At 40.8% G+C, this 17,351-nt stretch carries 12 protein-coding genes; 3 read left to right on the top strand and 9 right to left on the bottom strand.

Translation table 11 applies throughout. The features are described from left to right. Window positions 1–13: 13 nt before the first annotated feature. From HMPREF9448_RS00530 to HMPREF9448_RS00505, 6 genes are all read right to left on the bottom strand, one after another. Window positions 14–1,483: a DUF4832 domain-containing protein gene (locus tag HMPREF9448_RS00530; protein ID WP_232297221.1), complete on the bottom strand. Its 1,470-nt coding sequence runs from the start codon at window positions 1,481–1,483 to the stop codon at window positions 14–16. A 59-nt stretch (window positions 1,484–1,542) separates the two neighbouring features. Next, window positions 1,543–3,072 (bottom strand): RagB/SusD family nutrient uptake outer membrane protein, encoded by a 1,530-nt coding sequence (locus tag HMPREF9448_RS00525; protein ID WP_008860737.1) that lies wholly within the window; start codon window positions 3,070–3,072, stop codon window positions 1,543–1,545. Between the two features lie 13 nt (window positions 3,073–3,085). After that, window positions 3,086–6,517, bottom strand: coding sequence for a TonB-dependent receptor (locus HMPREF9448_RS00520; RefSeq protein WP_008860736.1), 3,432 nt, complete (start codon window positions 6,515–6,517; stop codon window positions 3,086–3,088). An 18-nt stretch (window positions 6,518–6,535) separates the two neighbouring features. Next, window positions 6,536–7,549: a FecR family protein gene (locus HMPREF9448_RS00515; RefSeq protein ID WP_008860735.1), complete on the bottom strand. Its 1,014-nt coding sequence runs from the start codon at window positions 7,547–7,549 to the stop codon at window positions 6,536–6,538. Between the two features lie 116 nt (window positions 7,550–7,665). Continuing rightward, entirely contained in the window at window positions 7,666–8,271 is a 606-nt protein-coding gene (locus HMPREF9448_RS00510) for an RNA polymerase sigma-70 factor (RefSeq protein WP_008860734.1), read from the bottom strand. A gap of 130 nt (window positions 8,272–8,401) precedes the next feature. Beyond that, the gene (locus tag HMPREF9448_RS00505) at window positions 8,402–9,976 is read right to left on the bottom strand and encodes a beta-N-acetylhexosaminidase (RefSeq protein ID WP_008860733.1); all 1,575 of its coding nucleotides are present in this window, start codon (window positions 9,974–9,976) and stop codon (window positions 8,402–8,404) included. 118 nt (window positions 9,977–10,094) lie between these two features. Between HMPREF9448_RS00505 and HMPREF9448_RS00500 the strand changes: the two genes are divergently transcribed. Next, complete coding sequence (locus tag HMPREF9448_RS00500; protein WP_008860732.1) at window positions 10,095–12,473, top strand: TonB-dependent receptor; 2,379 nt, start codon at window positions 10,095–10,097, stop codon at window positions 12,471–12,473. An 80-nt stretch (window positions 12,474–12,553) separates the two neighbouring features. Here the strand turns inward: HMPREF9448_RS00500 and lpxK are convergent, their stop codons facing one another. Next, complete coding sequence (lpxK, locus tag HMPREF9448_RS00495) at window positions 12,554–13,654, bottom strand: tetraacyldisaccharide 4'-kinase (RefSeq protein WP_008860731.1); 1,101 nt, start codon at window positions 13,652–13,654, stop codon at window positions 12,554–12,556. Window positions 13,655–13,659: 5 nt separating this feature from the next. Beyond that, on the bottom strand, window positions 13,660–15,405 hold the full coding sequence (gene sppA / locus HMPREF9448_RS00490; RefSeq protein ID WP_008860730.1) for a signal peptide peptidase SppA: 1,746 nt from the start codon (window positions 15,403–15,405) through the stop codon (window positions 13,660–13,662). Window positions 15,406–15,809: 404 nt separating this feature from the next. Between sppA and HMPREF9448_RS00485 the strand changes: the two genes are divergently transcribed. Together HMPREF9448_RS00485 and HMPREF9448_RS00480 are read left to right on the top strand one after the other, a co-directional pair. Beyond that, window positions 15,810–16,280 (top strand): GNAT family N-acetyltransferase, encoded by a 471-nt coding sequence (locus HMPREF9448_RS00485; protein WP_008860729.1) that lies wholly within the window; start codon window positions 15,810–15,812, stop codon window positions 16,278–16,280. Window positions 16,281–16,304: 24 nt separating this feature from the next. After that, window positions 16,305–16,748 carry a DUF4186 domain-containing protein gene (locus HMPREF9448_RS00480; RefSeq protein ID WP_008860728.1) on the top strand — a complete coding sequence of 148 codons (444 nt, stop codon included), beginning with the start codon at window positions 16,305–16,307 and terminating at the stop codon, window positions 16,746–16,748. Window positions 16,749–16,863: 115 nt separating this feature from the next. Here HMPREF9448_RS00480 and HMPREF9448_RS00475 read toward each other — a convergent pair whose 3' ends face one another. Continuing rightward, window positions 16,864–17,187, bottom strand: coding sequence for a DMT family transporter (locus HMPREF9448_RS00475; protein WP_008860727.1), 324 nt, complete (start codon window positions 17,185–17,187; stop codon window positions 16,864–16,866). Window positions 17,188–17,351: the final 164 nt, after the last annotated feature.

Below are 17,351 nucleotides of genomic sequence, written 5' to 3'. Positions count from 1 at the left end.
TAGGGTTGATGAATTATTTAGTGATTTGTATAGTACCGATTTGTAGCCAGTCGTTTATGAATTTCCCGTTTTTTACGGCAAGATTCAATCCCGGTTTTTGATTTTGGGTATCGTCTGTAATGGCAACTGCCAATATGTATTGTCCGGCTGGGACAATTAAAGATTCGCTGGTTTTATACGTTTTATCGGTTCCTTTTATCCATGCCGACGGTTCTGCGTTTTCATCGGTGATCCGTTGTTTTATTTCATGGCTTTCGGGATCGAGTAGGGCAAATGAAACTTTATATTTATAGTTCCATCTTTTGTTATTGTTGGGACATACGCCTACCCCGCTATTTCGCCATGTATGCTTTATGGATAATGTATTTCCCATTTGTACCGATGCTGGATATTCTATTTGGATAGGGGTTAATCTGTATCCACCGTTACTAATGAAGTCTTTTACCAAATCTTTGGCGTGGGTTATCCAACCTCTGGTTTCGGTAGCCTCTCTCAAATCGAGTGTATTGGCATGTCCTCGTATAGCGTCTTTATAAGCCTGAGCATAAAAGTCGGACCATGATTTGAATTTGTCGGCATAAAGCGGATCGGTGTTCCACGGTTGATAGCTGTCGGAATTTCCTCCCCAATAGCAGCTTTCAGCTATGAATGCTTTTTGTGGGAAAAGCGAGTTGATGATATTGACTTCTGCATCTTGGAACCAATAACTGCCGATTCCGTCGCGGCGAGTCAAAAAATCGTGTTTGTCGATAGCCAATCGTTTTTCATATTCGAATCCTATTTCTGTTCCAAAGTTCACGACAAGCAAAACATTTTTGAAATTCTCGGCATATAGGTCTGTAATCCATTGATACACTTTGAATTTATTATTGTTGTTCAAATATTGTACGTGATGCCCTTCGCCCCACCAGCCTAAATTGTAAGCGTCGATAAAATCTACTTGTTCGGGATTGTCGAATTCTTTGGCGAAAGCACGGATAAAATTCCCGAATTTTTCCTGAAAGACGGGGTCGTCGGCATAGGGAGTCCAGTTGTTGTTTTCATTTTCAGGGTCCCAGAGCTTATGGACTGCATAACCTTTGGCTCCGGCCTCTCTTACGAAGTCGGGAGTACCGTTATGAATATTGTCTTGTCCGTCGATGTAAACTCTGAATGCCAATTTCAATCCTCGGTCAAGGGCGCCTTGAATGAGCGCTTTGAAATTCTCGTCATGTTCCCATGCGTATTTACCTTCTTCTGGTTCGAGCTCAGACCATCGGGAACGCCAATAGAAAATAGAAGCATATTTTTCTGCTGCGGCTCCCTGTTGATTCCAATAGGTATTCGCTTGTGCGACGTAGTCGTTTGCATCGTCGTATAAAGTCCAACCCGATGCTGGATTGCGGATAAGTGTATTCAGGTCGGGTTCGAACGAGATTATTTCATCTCCCGATTGTAGATTGTCTCCGCTACTGTTCTTTTCACTGCACGCTGTAAGGTTCATGCAGATACAAAATAGGAATAAATTAGGAAACAGATATTTAAAATTTAATTTGTTCATAACTAAAAACCTTCGTTATTTTTGAGATTTGGATTTTCATAAATTACCGATTGTGGTATTGCATATAGAATGTGTTTGGGTTCGGCCATAAGCTTGCCACGAGCAATGGCATTGGATATTAGTTCTCCATGACGAATCAAATCGGGGCGACGCATGCCTTCCCAACAAAACTCCCAACCTCTTTCTTTTAATAGGTGTGCTCTGAATGCATCTTTATCGGTTATGTCATTTATCTCTTTTTCGTATTTGCTACCTTTGTAATTATCGAATGCTCGTTCCCGTATTTCATGAACGAGGTCTTTGGCCTCTTGGGTCGGACCGTATATTTCGTTCAGAGCTTCGGCTCTGGCCAATATTACTTCGGCATATCGGTTTATTACGTATTCGCTGGCATCCCATTGCCCTGTCGTGCTAGGATTTTCTTGGTATTTCATTGGAACAGCACCCGGTTTACCCGTGTATTCAGTACGGCGGTCGACCATCTTTTTTCCATTCCAATAGGTCGCCAACAAAGCATTTCTCCGTTTGTCTTTGGGATCATAGGTGTCGTAAAAATCCCAGGGAACAAGGAAACCTCCCCATTTAGTCAGTGCTATTCCGTTTTGCGATACATAATCGGCGGGTAATGCATGTGCGAGGAAACAGTTTCCTAAACCGCCTTCGGGGAAATTGGGTATCGGGAAAATTACTTCGCTGTTCCTTTGGTTCGAAGGAGACCATATCGACATGTAATCTTTTTGCAGGGAGTATTCTCCGTCTTTTATCATGACTTCGGTAATCGAATCTACTCGATTCCACCACATCATAGCTTTGCCTTCGTCGTTTCGATAGTGGCGTTCTTGACCGGCTTCATGCATATAGAGTTTCAACATATACATTTGAGCGATACCTTTGGTCATTCTCCCGTATTCGCTTGCCGCGAGCAGACTGGCCGGTTTCAAATTTTCTTCTGCTTCTTTTAATTCAGTGTCTATGAAGTTGACATACCATTCTATCGAGGGCCGTTCTGGCATATAAGATTGGGCTTTTTGAGGATCGAGGGCTATATCTGGATCGGTAATTAATGGTACTGTTCCGTAGAGATCATATAGATCATATGCCCACATAGCTCTGAGACATCGGACTTCGGCCATATATCTGCGTTTTATTGGAGCGGATATAGATATTTTTCGCATGCGTTCCAGCAGAGAGGTCGCTTTGGTAACAGCGGGAACTAGTCCGGTATAAAATTGCCCTAAATCGGTTGTTTCAGCAGTCCACAGGAAATCGAGTTGTTTGTCCCATACCCAGTTGCAGTCACATTCATCGGTACAACCGATTTGCATAGTTAGTAGAGAACCCCATGCACAATTATAGCGATCCCAGCCTCCGCCACGTAGTTCGTGGTATATCCCGGTGACAGCGGCTTTGACATCGTTTTCGGTAGTCATCACGTTATCGGAGCCAAGTTGATCATAAGTTTCGTTTTCCAAAGAGCACGAATATGCTGCTATGAGAAACAGCGAGGAGAAAAATATATTTTTAGTTTTCATAATTCATATAGGATTAAAATGTTATGTCCACTCCAAAAGAATAGGTACGTTGATTGGGGTAACCGGCTTTGAAATCGGTTTCCGGGTCATTGCCAGAGTAAGGTGTAATTACGAAGGGATTTGAAACATCTGCAAAAATCCGGGCTCTGGAAAATACTTTCCGTATCCATTTTTGAGGAAGTGTATAACCCAGAGTGATATTTTTACAACGTATGAACCAAGCATCTTCCCACAGATAATCAGATGGCTGCGGGTATTGGCTTACGAATCCAGACGGATATTTGCTGTGTGAGTTTTCACTAGACCAACGTTCGGATATTTCTTTCATCATGTTTTGTCCGTTTAGAATAAAACGAATATTGGGAATGGAGAATTTTCCACGCGTGGCGTTGTTGACGATTCGGTCGAACATGCCGTAAAAGAATATATTCAGATCGAAGCCTTTGTATTCGAATGTATTTCCAAATCCGATTGAGAAGCCCGGATCGTATGTTCCCAATAATACGATATCCGCTTCATCGATAATCCCGTCCGGGGCATCTGTGTATTGAACGTTTCCGTTTTCATCGGGTATAAGGTTCCCGAAGTCGTCTCGGAGATAACCGTTTACGTCTTTTATTTTATATTCACCGGGCAGCAGGTTGGGCATGGAAGTGGGAGGTGTCTCGTCTATACCCAGAACTCCGTCGGATAGGTATCCGTAGTGAGCTCGAATGGGATCATTCGCTTTTTGCCAAGGGCTTAGTTCGTCTTCGGGATTACGCTCTTTCCAACGGTCTACATATCGGGTGAAATTAAGTTCAGTGTCCCATTTGAATTCTCCTGTAAAATTTCGGCTTTTCAAGGAGATTTCTATACCGGTACTTTGAGTTTTTCCGATGTTGGCGGCTACCGTAGATACTTCCATGAATGATTTTAGCGAGCGGTAACCCAAAAGGTCTTTCACTTCTTTTTTAAAATATTCGAATGTACCACTTAACCGTTGGTTGAAGAATCCGAAATCCAAACCGAAGTTAAATTCGGTTGTTGTTTCCCATTTTAAATCTGGGTTGGCGATTTGCGATTTTGCCGTTCCGGTGTTAATCGAATTGCCAAACACATATTGTTGCCATGCTGCCGTATAGTATTCAAAGGCGTTATTCCCGATTTCACTGTTACCCGTCTGACCTAAACTTATTCTCATTTTTAAGTCGGAGAGGAAGTCGACGTCTTTTAAAAAGTCTTCCTGTTTGATACGCCATGCAAATGCTCCCGACGGGAATATTCCGTATCGATTGTTTTCACCGAATCGGTTTGAGCCATCGACACGAGCAGTGAGAGTGAAAAGATATTTATCGAACAAGTTATAATTTATTCGACCGAAGTAGGAGATGAACATAGTTTTTGACTTGTTGGAAGCTACCGTGGGACGGGCTGCTTCTCCGGAAGCCAGTGAGTTGTATTTGAATATATCGGTGAAAAATTGTGAATTGGCGGCAGAGAATCCTTCATTGTTGAAATCTTGATAGGAATATCCTGCTAAAATATTGAACTTGTGCGCTTTTGCAATATTGAAATTATAGTTTACGGTTGCTTCTAACAAGCGGTCGAATTGCTGTGCCATACTTTTGCTGGCTTTTCCTCCTTCTTGCTTACCGTATAATGTAGTAGTGGGTATGTAGGAATTTCTTACACCGTTTTGGTCATCGAATCCTATATTGATTTTCGCAACCAATCCTTTTATAATTTCTGCTTGAAGAAAGGCGTTCACCAATAATCTTTTAGTTTGTGTATAGTCATCTATTTCGAGCATGGAAACAGGATTGGGTACAGTAGTCATTCGATCGCTTTGCGCATAATCCCCGTTTTTGTCTCTGACAGGTGTCGTCGGGTCGTACGACATAGCCGAGTTTATCAATCCAGAGTTTTCGAAGTCTTCTGTTCCCAATGGAACATTCGAGGACTTGATGTAACTTTGAGTCGCATTGATTCCGTATTTGAATATTTTATTTATTTGATGTTCGATGTTCAGACGTCCGGTATAGCGGGTGAAGTCGCTGTTTCTAACAACTCCGTTTTGATCGAAGAAGTTGAATGATGCCATGTATTTCAGGTTGGAAGTTCCGCCAGATACCGATAAATTGTGTTGGTGAATCATACCTTCTCTGGTAATTAAGTCATACCAGTCGGTTCCTTTCCCCGCATTTTTTATATCTTTTGCGTCATAAGGATAGACGATGGGGTCTTTTATAGACGATGGGTTCGTATTTCCGTATGGATATACTCTGTTGTTATAGAGCCATTGCTCTTTGGCGAATTTGTTGGCTTCGGTCATGAATTCTTCGGCTGTCATCATTTCCGTCTTGTTGGCAATTTGTTGGACGCCATAGTTTGCGCTGTAATTGACAACGGGTTTTCCCTCGCGTCCCTTTTTAGTCGTAATGATGATAACACCGTTCGCAGCTCTTGCTCCGTAAATAGCCGTGGAAGAAGCATCTTTTAGAATCTCTATGGATTCGATGTCGTTGGGGTTGATAGAGTTCAGAGGATTACGAGACCCGAAATCGCTATATCTGTTGTCTGCTGCCGGTTCGACTTGGGATCCTCCTACTGGAAATCCGTCGATGATGTATAAAGGTTCGTTTCCGGCTCCGGTAGATGCTTCGCCTCGTATACGTAGAGTGACGCCGCCACCCGGTTGTGCGCTGTTTTGAACCGATGTTATCCCGGCGGCTTTTCCCGATAACATGTGAGAGATCGATGTGTTGGCTGCCATCGGAAGGTCTTCGGTTTTTACTGAGGTAACAGCTCCTGTCAGGTCACTTTTTTTCATACTGCCATATCCGATAACGACCACTTCGTCGAGGTCATTTATCTTTTCTTGTAGGGTGGCGTTCAATATATTCCCTTTTCCTAATTTTAGTTCTTGGGTATCGTAGCCTACATAAGAGAATTGTATAACCGATTTGTCGGGTACAGTTAAAGAATAATACCCGTCTATATTGGTTATCGTGCCTTTGTTAGCTCCTTTTGCAATGATACTTACCCCGATGAGTGGTTCACCTTGTTTATCGGTTACTCTACCGGAGATTTTTTTGCTTTCGGCTGTGCTTCCTGTTTGTTTCGAATCTTTTTCAGGGGCTTTAATGATTCTTACCATTTTACCTTCTATTTCGAAAGAAACCGGTTGGTTTTGGAATATGGTTTCCAAGACCTTTTCGATAGGTTGGTTTTGCAAATCGGCATTGACTTTTTGTCGTAAGTTTACATCATTTGTTTTGACAGAGAAAGAATACCCTTCTTGATTCCGAAGAATTTCCAAAGCTCTTTCTACTGTTATATTCGGGAAGTTGACAGATATGTTTTGTCCGTATCCCATAAAGACGAAGCATAATAAAAATGGGATTATGCCTTTCTTGCATCTCCCGACAATGTCGGCGGAGTGATGAATTTTGTGCCTTTTCATGATAAATTAGTTTGATTGTCAATAAATTTCTATGATTTTACCATCTCGTTTGATTGTTAAATATCCGTCTAAATTCATGGCCGATAGAATGTCGTCTAAAGTTTCGTTGTTGACAAATGCCATGTGATAAGGAATTTGTTTGAGTGAATCGTTTTTGATAATTATGTTGACATCGAAATTCCGCTCTAACTGTTTGGCAATATTTTCCAATGTTTCGTTTTTGAAATAGTATTTTCCATCTTTCCATGAAGAATAGTCGGATAGGATAAAATTTTTCTTTTCCAGATTGTGGGTTGTGCGATTGTAATAAACTTGCTCGCCCGGAGAGAGGATACATTTCATTTCTTGGTCTGTCGTACTCGGATAACAGAACGCTACCGATCCATCGAGAAGGGCTACTTCTATTCTGTTGTCGTTGCTGTACGATTTTAAATTGAATTGGGTTCCTAAAACTTCTATACTGCTTTCGTTCGATTTAATGATGAATGGTTTTTCTTTATTTTTTGCCACAGAAAAATGACCTTCTCCCGTAAAGAATATTTGCCGGAAACGGCCGATGAACTCTTCGGGGTAAATAATAGTGCTGCCGGCATTCAACCATACAGTAGTGTTATCGGGCAAAGTGATATGTTTGATGTCGCCATATCCGGCACTTTTTTCTATCCACACTATGTTTTCTTCTTTTTGGTGTTGATAGAATAAGTACCCCGAAAATATAATCAGAGGGAGAATGAGGATTGCCGCAATACGTTGTATCCAGAGAAACAAGTTTGGTTTTTTAGACTTGTTTTCTTGGGGTGCGGAGCTCAGTAGTCGGGCTTTGAATTGCTCGAAAGCGGCTTGTATCTCTTCGGGAGAAGTAGATGATGTAGTATCTTCCAATTCTTCCCATAAGGAGAATAATAACTTTTTGGCTTCTTGACTGTTACCGTTCTTGAAAAACCAGCGTTCGACCTTATTGCTTATTTCGGGCGTGCACCGGTCGAAAAAATAACTGGATAGTTCTTGTCTGGTTGGAGTTGGATTCTGCATAATTTTATCTTATATAATATTATACGATTGAAGGAAATTACACACGTAACGACCGTGAAAAAATTTTAATATAAATCTTTATCGGAAAGAAAATGACGATAGGAGATAACAGCTATTTATTTAATAAAGAATATAAACAGCCAGAAAAGGAAGTCTCCTAAATTTTTTTTAATGGTAGCCAATGCGAGGCTGATGTGTTTTTCTACCGTACGTTTGGATAAACCGAGGGTTTTGGCGATTTCGTCATTGCTTAAGAATTGTTCTCGGCTCATTTGGTATATTGTCCTTCGTTGCGGAGGCATGTTTTGCAACGTACGATTGACAATGGATTTTATTTCTTTGATGTTATATTCCGAATCGATTTCGTACTGTAAATTTTGTGGAGTAGACAACATTTTTTCTTGGTATCCGAGCGAATAGTGTTTTTCTCGAAAAAAATCGTAAACTTCATTTTGCACGATGGTGAATATGTAACTGCTCAAAGTGTTGTCGGACGAGAGTTTTTCCCGATTGGACCACAACTTTAAGAATACATTTTGTGCTATTTCCTCGGCTTCGTATTGATCTTTTATCATACCGAATGCAAAGCTTTTAACCCGAGGATAATATGCGTTGAACAAAATCTCGAATGTTTTGATTTTGCCTGCACGTATCTCTTCTATTTGTTGACTGGTGATTTGCATAAAGTGATGCTGTCGAGGAGCAGCTTGTTTTATCGGCATCAAATTACGGTAAAAAATGATAGAAAAACAATATTTAAGGAATGAAAAGAATGAAGTTTTATAATTCTAAAAATCTACATAGATAAATCAATAATTACCTATGTAGATTTTTTAGAATAAATATTAATATTTATTGGTATAATTGTTTCCAACGGAGATTTTCTTTGTAGGCCGCTTGATTAAAACGTTTCCATGATTTATTTGAAGGTGAGGTCCAGCCACATTCGGCAAAAGCCGCTATACGAGGATATAATTTACGGTACATGTCCGAAGGGGTAGGTATCCATTCTCCCCACATTTGGGCTCCTATTCCGATAATTAAATCCGTTTCTTTTCCGGTGATACCCACCAAAGGATCGAAATGGTATGCTTTTTCGAGAGAAGTGTATGCCGTGTCATAATCGAGGTAGGTATATTCGTGATAGGAGTTAACCACTTGGTATCCTTTTTTGACTGTTTGTTTGATCAAAGAAGGGTCTCCTCTCCAAAAATGTACGATGGTTCCTTCTGCAAGCGATGCTCCGGAGGCTGCATCCTCAAAATCGGTGTAATCGTGTATTTTAACTCCGGTAATTTCATTCCAGCCCATCATGTGCTTTTTTTTGTTTTCCAGGTAATGGGAAATGGTATTTGTGAACCATATTTGGAGATCGGCAGGTGTTTTTATATTCTGTTCTTTCATGAAATTACGTACCTGTGCCGATTTTTTCCATTGGTCGTATTTGACTTCGTCTCCTCCGATGTGAATTGTTTCCGAGGGGAAAAGGTTACATACTTCGTCTAAAACATCTTTTATAAATTGTATGACTTTGGGGTCGGCGACGTTATAAGCATGGTATTGTACTCCGAAGCGTGTAGGAACCTTGATAGATTGTTTTTCTGTTCCTAACTGGGGATAAGCTGCAATAGCCGCAGAAGCATGCCCCGGCATTTCGATTTCGGGAACGATAGTTATTTGTCGCTTGGCTGCATAGTCTATTATTTCTTTGATTTCTTCTTGTGTATAAAATCCCTCGTGTACTTTTCCATCGTAAATGTTACTGTTCCAATTCCCTATTTGGGTAGAATCTCGTTTCCCTCCGATTTTGGTCAGTAACGGATATTTTTTTATCTCGATTCGCCACCCTTGATCGTCGGTCAAATGCCAATGAAACGTATTCATTTTGAGACGAGCCATTTCGTCCAATAGCTTTTTAACTTCTTTTTTTCCTTTGAAATAACGGCCTTCGTCCAGCATGAGGGCCCGCCAGAGAAATTTAGGGCTATCGGCTATTTCGACGAACGGAATAACAAGCGTATTGTTTTGAGATGTTATTAGTTGTCTGAATGTCTGTAATCCATAGAATAGACCTTTTGTATTGGAGGCCGTAATTTTTGTTCCATAGTCGTTGGATACGAGCCGATAGCCTTCTAGGCCGATTGTATCGGGTTCTATGTCGAACGTTAAATCGGCTATCCATTTAAAATTAGTAAACTTACATTTGACACCGGTATCGGACAAGAGGTCTTCGATATAATCTTTGTCCATTCCACTTTCGGGAGATAGGTAAATCGATAAGTTTTTCCCTATCGGCCTATATTGAGTTCCGATGGCGATTTGGTTGGGGTAGGGGATTATGTGGACTGTTCCTGTAAAGGGCTGTTGTCGGCAAGACGAGAATAATAAAATGATAATCAGCAGATTGAAATTTGATAAATTTTTCATGGTACTATTGTTTTTTATTTATACGGATAATTTTTTGAACGTACGTAATCGGTTATTTTCTTTTTTGAATCGAGAACAAAAATATATTTATCTTTGTACTCTTAAAAAAGGATTGTTTATGTTGCGGTTACATACACTTTTTGTCTTTCTCTTTTTTGTATTTATTTCGGCTTATGGAGCTCAAACGTATTCTGTAAAAGGAGTGGTGACGTCTCATGCAACGGGTGAGGGATTGCCCTTTGTCAGTGTGGGTATTTGGAATACTTCGATGGGGACGATGACCGATTCTTTGGGTAATTATTTCATTGGAAATTTATCTCCGGGAATGTACCGCATACAGGTTTCTTCTGTCGGATATAAAACTTATGTCTCTCCTGAGTTTCGTATATCGTCTTATGATTATACGCTTGATATAGCGTTGGAAGAATCGCAGGTGGCTTTAAGCGAGGTAAGTGTTGTGGCCGCTCCGTTTAGAAGTTCGATAGAGAGTCCTATCGCTATGAGGGTTATCGGTGTGCAGGAGATAGAAAAAAGTCCGGGCGCAAACCGGGATATTTCGAAAGTCGTAAATTCTTTTCCCGGTGTGGCTTCGGCTGTGGGAAACGGGTACAGGAATGATTTGATGATAAGGGGTGGAGGTCCTTCGGAAAATAAGTTTTTCTTAGACGGGGTAGAGATACCTAATATCAACCATTTCAGCACACAAGGTGCATCGGGGGGGCCAGTTGGGATTATTGATGCCGATCTTATCCGTGAGGTTAATTTCTATACGGGGGCTTTTCCTGTAAGTCGAGGAAATGCTTTAAGTTCTGTATTCGATTTTAAACTGCTCGACGGTACTCCCGATAAATATACTTTTAAAGGAACCGTTGGAGCTTCGGAGTTGGCTTTGACCTCGAAAGGACATATTGGGAATAAGACGACTTATATCGTTTCAGTAAGGCAGTCTTATTTGCAATTACTATTTTCCTTGCTCGATATGCCGTTTTTGCCCCGTTATACCGACGCTCAGTTCAAGGTAAAGACCCGTTTTTCACAGGAACATGAGCTTACGGTCTTGGGATTGGGCGCGATAGACGATATGAAGTTGAACACGGAAACGGATCCCGAAGATGAATCGAAACAATATCTGTTGAATTATTTACCTACCATTAAACAGAATACCTATACTCTGGGTGCAGTCTATAAGCATTATTCGGGCAATCATACACAGACGGTCGTGTTGAGCCGTAGTTTTATGAATAACAGTAATATTAAGTATAGGGATAATGATGAATCTTCTACCGATAATCTGACTTTGAGGCTTAAATCGGACGAGATTGAAAATCATTTGAGGTTCGAGAACAGGTCATTGGTGGGGCTGTTTGATTTGACCGCTGGATTTAATGTCGATTATGCCGTTTATAGGAATAATACGTTTCAACGTGCATTTACCAATATCTCTAAGGAAATAAGATATAAAACGGATTTGGGTCTGTTCAAATGGGGTATCTTCGCAACTTCTGGATATAAGTCGGCCGACGATCGTTTTTCGGCTTCATTTGGATTTCGTCTCGATGCTTGTAATTATTCTTCTTTGACGAATAATCCTTTCAAACAATTTTCTCCCCGGTTGTCGCTTTCGTATAATGTGATAGGGAATTTCTTTTTGAATGGTAGCATAGGTCGGTTTTATCAGTTACCGGCATATACGACAATGGGGTATCAAGAGGATAATGTTTTGATAAATAAATCGAGATTGAAATATGTTTGTTCCGACCAAGCTGTCGTTGGAGTGGAGTATTATATCAACAAGTGGGCACGTTTGACGGTTGAAGGGTTTTATAAAAAATATACTCATTCACCGTTGTCTCTAAGGGATAGTATTCCATTGGCCTGTAAGGGGACGGACTATGGTGTGTCGGGTAATGAGGCGGCAAGCTCGACTGCGCGAGGCAGAGCCTATGGTTTGGAAGTGATGCTCCGTTGGTTTGGTATGGGGCGGTTTACGGCATTGGCTTCTTATACATGGTATCGTAGTCAGTTCGAGGATCCGGCCACCGGGATTTATATACCGTCGGCATGGGATTATCGTCATCTTTTTACTTTGTCCGGGACGTATAAGTTACCTAAAAATTGGGATATAGGATTGAAATTCAGGTTGATGGGAGGGGCTCCATATACTCCTTATGATGAGTATACTTCGTCTCTTGTTCCGGCGTGGGATGCCACGGCTAGACCATATTATGATTATGAGCGGTATAATACAGGACGTTTGAAAACTTTCTATGAGGCTGATATCAGAGTGGATAAGTCGTTTTATTTCAAAGGTGTGATGTTGGGATTTTATGTAGATTTACAGAATGTGCTGAATTTTAAATACGATAATCCTCTGGTATTGATAAGCACGGGCGAAAAATATGTGGATAATGACGGGACAGAACGGTATCGCATGAAATACATCGCCCAACAAAGCGGAGTGATTCTGCCGACATTGGGAATTACCGTGGAGTTTTAAGAAACTGTTTTAATTTTTGTAGATAGATATTTTGTGCGATGATCTTAATCTGGCATAAAAAACTCAATGCGGCTTCGAAGTTATTTTTTCACTTGTTTCGATCTGCGGTTCTTATAGATTATGTCTGAAATTTTTTCATCGAATGATGTTCCGGTATGTTGCATGAAACGAACATGTATCGGAAGAAAATAGAGCGCTTTTTTTATTGCGTCATCGAATGGGACCGATCGTAGTCTCGCTGCATCTTTTTCTGTGGTGATGATGTATTTTTTCTCTCCTTTCAAGGCCGAAAATCGTGTCGTTATATCGTTCAGATCGTTTGAAGTGAAGTTATGATGATCGGGATAAAGTAACTTTTCTCGCAGGTCGTGAAAATGAGAGATGTATTGCAGCATGGGAGCCGGGTTGGCGATTCCGGTTACTACCATCAATCCGTCTTTTCTCGATATATCTTTTAGCGATATTTCTCCTATGGCAGTATCGGGGAATACTGCTTGCAGATGACCGTAAGAAAGAGTGGAGAAATATAGATTTTGGTAGGGAAACAGGTGTAACCAACGAGATATAATATTATATTCAATAGGTTTCATATCTATTGGACACTTGGTTACGATGACCATATTGGCTCTCGACAATTCGTGTCGAGATTCACGTAATCGTCCCGCCGGTAATAGTTTGTCGAGGTGTAAAGCTCTATTGTAGTCGGTCAGTACTATCGAGGACAACGGCGTAACATAGCGATGTTGGAAAGCATCGTCGAGTAGAATCACATCGATGTCGGGTATTTGTTTTTTTAATTGTTTGATACCTCGACGGCGATTGGCATCTACCGCGACGGTTATATTGGGGTATTTTCTTTTTATCTGGTAAGGTTCGTCTCCTATTTCACGGGCGGTAGACTTGTCATCGGCCAATATGAATCCTCTACTTTTCCGTTTGTATCCTCTGCTGAGTACGGCAATATGATATTTATGACCGAGTAATTCGATCAAGTATTCGATGTGAGGCGTTTTGCCTGTTCCTCCTACGGCAAGGTTACCTACTGATATGACGGGTATGTCAAACTCTTCGGCCGGGAGAATGCCCCAGTCGAAGAGTTTGTTTCTAATCTCTACTCCGAGTCCATATAGCCAACTGACCGGAATGAGCCAATGGTTTATCTTAACCGATTTTCCGTACATAAGACTTAGTAGAGCTCAATGTCTTCCATACGGTATTGTACGGGATCTATATTTTGGCATTGCTCCAACGCTTTGAAATATTTATAATTTTCACCTAAATAAGAAGCGGCTATTTTTGAGCGAACATTCATTCCCAGCTCGTCCATTAATTGTTCCATAGCCGTTTTTTGTTTTGGATAAGCACTTGTTTTATATTTGTCGAGTTTGGCTTTTTGAGCAACCCATTCGATAGCAGCATCCAAATCTCCCAATTCATCGACCAGACCTATTTCGAGGGCTGTTGCACCGTCCCACACACGACCTTCGGCGATTTTTTTGATTGCCTCGATGCTCATGCCACGGCCTTCGGCGCAACGAGTGGTGAATAATTCGTAGCCTCGTTCTATGTATTGTTGCATTTGCCGATGTTCATCGGTTGTCATAGCCCGGCTTACCGAGGGGAAATTACCATATTTATTGGTTTGTACGCCGTCGAATGTAAGTCCTAATTTACCAGTCAATAAACCTTTATAGTTAGGGATTAAGCCATAAATGCCGATCGAGCCTGTCAATGTAGTGGGATTTGCAAAGATACGGTCGGCATTGCAAGAGATGTAATATCCACCCGATGCAGCGACATCGCCCATCGATACGGCTACTGGTTTTCCGGCAGCTTTAATAGCTTCGATAGCAGCCCATACTTGTTCCGAACCATAAGCACTTCCACCCGGAGAATTAACCCGGAGAACAACTGCTTTTACGTTTTTATCGTTTTGTATTTTGGTTAAATCTTCGACCAGCTTGGCGGTGTTCACTCCGTTAGTTTCACCCATATCGATTCCTCCCTCGGCATAGACGATAGCAATTTCGTCTTTGGCTTTATTTGGGGCTTGCTTGATCGATGCTACTTCGTTGATTGATGCGAAGATTAAATCATCGTCTTTATCTATTCCCACTTTGGCTTTCAGAAATTCGTTCATTTGAGGACGGTACATTAACGTATCGACCAATCCTTTGGCAATTAATTCTTTGGCATCGACTGTCACCAATAGAGTGTCGGCCAGATTGTTCAGCTGGTCCACCGATATGTCTCGGTCTTGCGAAAGTTGTTCGAGAAGATGATTCCAAATAGGAGTCATGTAGGCCATCGTCTGCTCGCGGTTCGCTTCACTCATTTGCGTGTTGATATAAGGTTCTACCGCCGATTTGTATGTTCCTACTTTTAGGACTTGGACTTCGATACCCAATTTATCGTAAAGCCCTTTTACAAACATTATTTGACTTGCCAGCCCTCTGAAATCGATAGCTCCTACCGGATTTAGAACGACACTGTCGGCTATCGCACTCAGTAGATATTCGCGTTGTGTGTAGTCGTCGGCATAAGCATAGATGAATTTATCGCTCTCTTTGAAATCTTTCAGAGCCCGGTGTATGCGGTCGAGAGTGGCAACACCGAGGGAAGAGCCGTTAGCATCGATGTATATGCCGGCAATGTTCGGGTTTGTCTTGGCCGTTTTTATAGCTTTAATGATGTTGTCAAGACCGTCTGTTTTTTGTTGATTCCCAAACAAAACGCTCATGAAATCTTCTTGGCTACGGTCGGTAACGATACCTAAATCCAATTTCATGATAGTGTTTGGTTTCGCTGTGTATTCGGTTTCTGTCGAAACCGCCATTCCGGTTAATGCGGCGATGGACAATAAGGTTAATAATATTCCTGCAATCATTACGCCCAATACGCAGGCGAATGTCGTGGTGAAAAATTTTTTCATTGTTCCTTGTTTTTATTTATTGTTTGTTTCATTCTATTTTTACAAAGATAGATTTTTTGTGAATAAAAAGGATTGTAACCGGTTTATCTTTCATTCTTAATATAGTGCAAACATACATATAAAATTTTAATTCAAAAAGAAAATCAATAAATAATTATCGTTTTTCGATAAAATCTATATATTATACTTTACTCTTGGGTATTTATTTTGATTGATATTTATGAATTTTTATTTGTATTGTTTTGATTATTAGTGAAATATATCCTTTTTGTTGATTCTTCGATGATTGTTCCGCAGAGTGATATGTGCCGTGAGATTGGGGAAAGATAGATTTTTGGGGGTGGTGACATTTCTTTTTATATTCAAGAATCAGTATCTTCGTAATGAAAAAGAGTATAAGCACAATGATAATAAGGTTTGCAGAAGAAAAGGATATAGAGCAGATAAACAAACTTTTGGTTCAAGTGAATAGTATTCATCATCGAGGACGCCCCGATTTATTTAAATCCGGGAAGAAAAAATATACAGATGAAGAATTAAGAAAAATTATGTCCGATTGTGATACCCCGGTTTTGGTAGCGGCAGATGATAAAGATAGAGTCTTGGGATATGCGTTTTGTATTTTTCAGCAACATCGGGATAGTCATATCCTCACGGATATAAAGACTCTGTATATCGACGATTTGTGTGTCGATGAAGGCCAACGGGGCAATGGTGTGGGTAAAGTGATTTATGATGCGGTGGTTCGGTTGGCTAAGGAACAAGGGTGTTACAATGTCACTTTAAATGTGTGGTGTTGCAACGAATCGGCTATGACGTTTTATGAAAAATGTGGTTTAAAACCTCAAAAAGTAGGAATGGAGATGATTTTGTAGGTCAACCTCTGTTGTTTTTGTCTCATGAAGAAGGTTAAAGGAAGCGATTTTTTCTGCGGTGAATTATTCCCTGAATCGACTTCTGTCGAAAAAACAGAGGCTTTACCCAATACCTATGATTGGGGAGACCTTTTCGAACGACTTTCACAGTCCCGGTTCCGCAGCAAATTTCGTTTAACTACTAAGGAAATAGTGTATCTGAAAGAAAAAGGAGAGGATACGATTGCCCGTCATGCCGCCGATTTTATTCGTAAACGATTGGCTCCGGCCGTGATTCCCAACGATGGTAAACAAACTCCCATGCGCGGGCATCCCGTGTTTATAGCTCAACATGCCACCGGGTGTTGTTGCCGAGGTTGTTTCGAAAAATGGCATCGTATACCGGCCGGTCGAGAATTGACCGATGAGGAACAACATTATGCCGTGGCTGTGGTGATGGAGTGGATAAAACGACAGCTCGGAGAATAGTAAAGAACACGGTTGTAGTTTATTTCTCATTTATTTTTCGTCTGTATCGGTTTAAGGTTGTTGTGTTCGGTGGCAGCCATTATCTCTTTGAACATATATTACTATTTATTTCTAATTAAACCATTTTCAGACCTATGATTGATGCAATTAATGTCGTAACGAAAAACAGTCGACCGAAAGTTGCAGGTTCATGGAAAAAGACGATGCCTACTATCACCGTACCGACAGCGCCGATTCCTGTCCATACAGGGTAGGCCGTGCCGATAGGAATTGTCTGTATGGCTTTGGCCAGAAGTATCATACTTAGAGCCAGACAAGCTAGAAAACCTATGCCCCAAAAGTAATATTCGAGGCCTACAACTCCTTTCATTTTTCCTAAGCAAAAAGCGAAACACGATTCGAAGAATCCTGCTACAATCAAAATAATCCAGTTCGTCATAAAATCGAGAGGTTAATTTGAAAACGGTGCAAAGTTATTCCAGTCCCGCCTATTTTTACTTTACATTTGATAAGAAGTGAAATAAGTTTTTGACGATTAATGATGAATGATATCGAACGTAGTAAAAAAATCCCGATACATCGTTATGTATCGGGATTCTTCGA

The organism is Barnesiella intestinihominis YIT 11860, assembly GCF_000296465.1.
Lineage (GTDB): Bacteria > Bacteroidota > Bacteroidia > Bacteroidales > Barnesiellaceae > Barnesiella > Barnesiella intestinihominis.
Note: the sequence above shows the minus strand (reverse complement) of the source record. Positions and strands in the feature narration are given on the sequence as shown.

Excerpts from the sequence above, each read along its gene's own strand:
- HMPREF9448_RS00530 (WP_232297221.1), bottom strand. The coding sequence starts at position 1,483 with ATGAACCTTACAGCGTGCAGTGAAAAGAACAGTAGCGGAGACAATCTA.
- HMPREF9448_RS00525 (WP_008860737.1), bottom strand. The coding sequence starts at position 3,072 with ATGAAAACTAAAAATATATTTTTCTCCTCGCTGTTTCTCATAGCAGCA.
- HMPREF9448_RS00520 (WP_008860736.1), bottom strand. The coding sequence starts at position 6,517 with ATGAAAAGGCACAAAATTCATCACTCCGCCGACATTGTCGGGAGATGC.
- HMPREF9448_RS00515 (WP_008860735.1), bottom strand. The coding sequence starts at position 7,549 with ATGCAGAATCCAACTCCAACCAGACAAGAACTATCCAGTTATTTTTTC.
- HMPREF9448_RS00510 (WP_008860734.1), bottom strand. The coding sequence starts at position 8,271 with ATGCCGATAAAACAAGCTGCTCCTCGACAGCATCACTTTATGCAAATC.
- HMPREF9448_RS00505 (WP_008860733.1), bottom strand. The coding sequence starts at position 9,976 with ATGAAAAATTTATCAAATTTCAATCTGCTGATTATCATTTTATTATTC.
- HMPREF9448_RS00500 (WP_008860732.1), top strand. The coding sequence starts at position 10,095 with ATGTTGCGGTTACATACACTTTTTGTCTTTCTCTTTTTTGTATTTATT.
- lpxK (WP_008860731.1), bottom strand. The coding sequence starts at position 13,654 with ATGTACGGAAAATCGGTTAAGATAAACCATTGGCTCATTCCGGTCAGT.
- sppA (WP_008860730.1), bottom strand. The coding sequence starts at position 15,405 with ATGAAAAAATTTTTCACCACGACATTCGCCTGCGTATTGGGCGTAATG.
- HMPREF9448_RS00485 (WP_008860729.1), top strand. The coding sequence starts at position 15,810 with ATGATAATAAGGTTTGCAGAAGAAAAGGATATAGAGCAGATAAACAAA.
- HMPREF9448_RS00480 (WP_008860728.1), top strand. The coding sequence starts at position 16,305 with ATGAAGAAGGTTAAAGGAAGCGATTTTTTCTGCGGTGAATTATTCCCT.
- HMPREF9448_RS00475 (WP_008860727.1), bottom strand. The coding sequence starts at position 17,187 with ATGACGAACTGGATTATTTTGATTGTAGCAGGATTCTTCGAATCGTGT.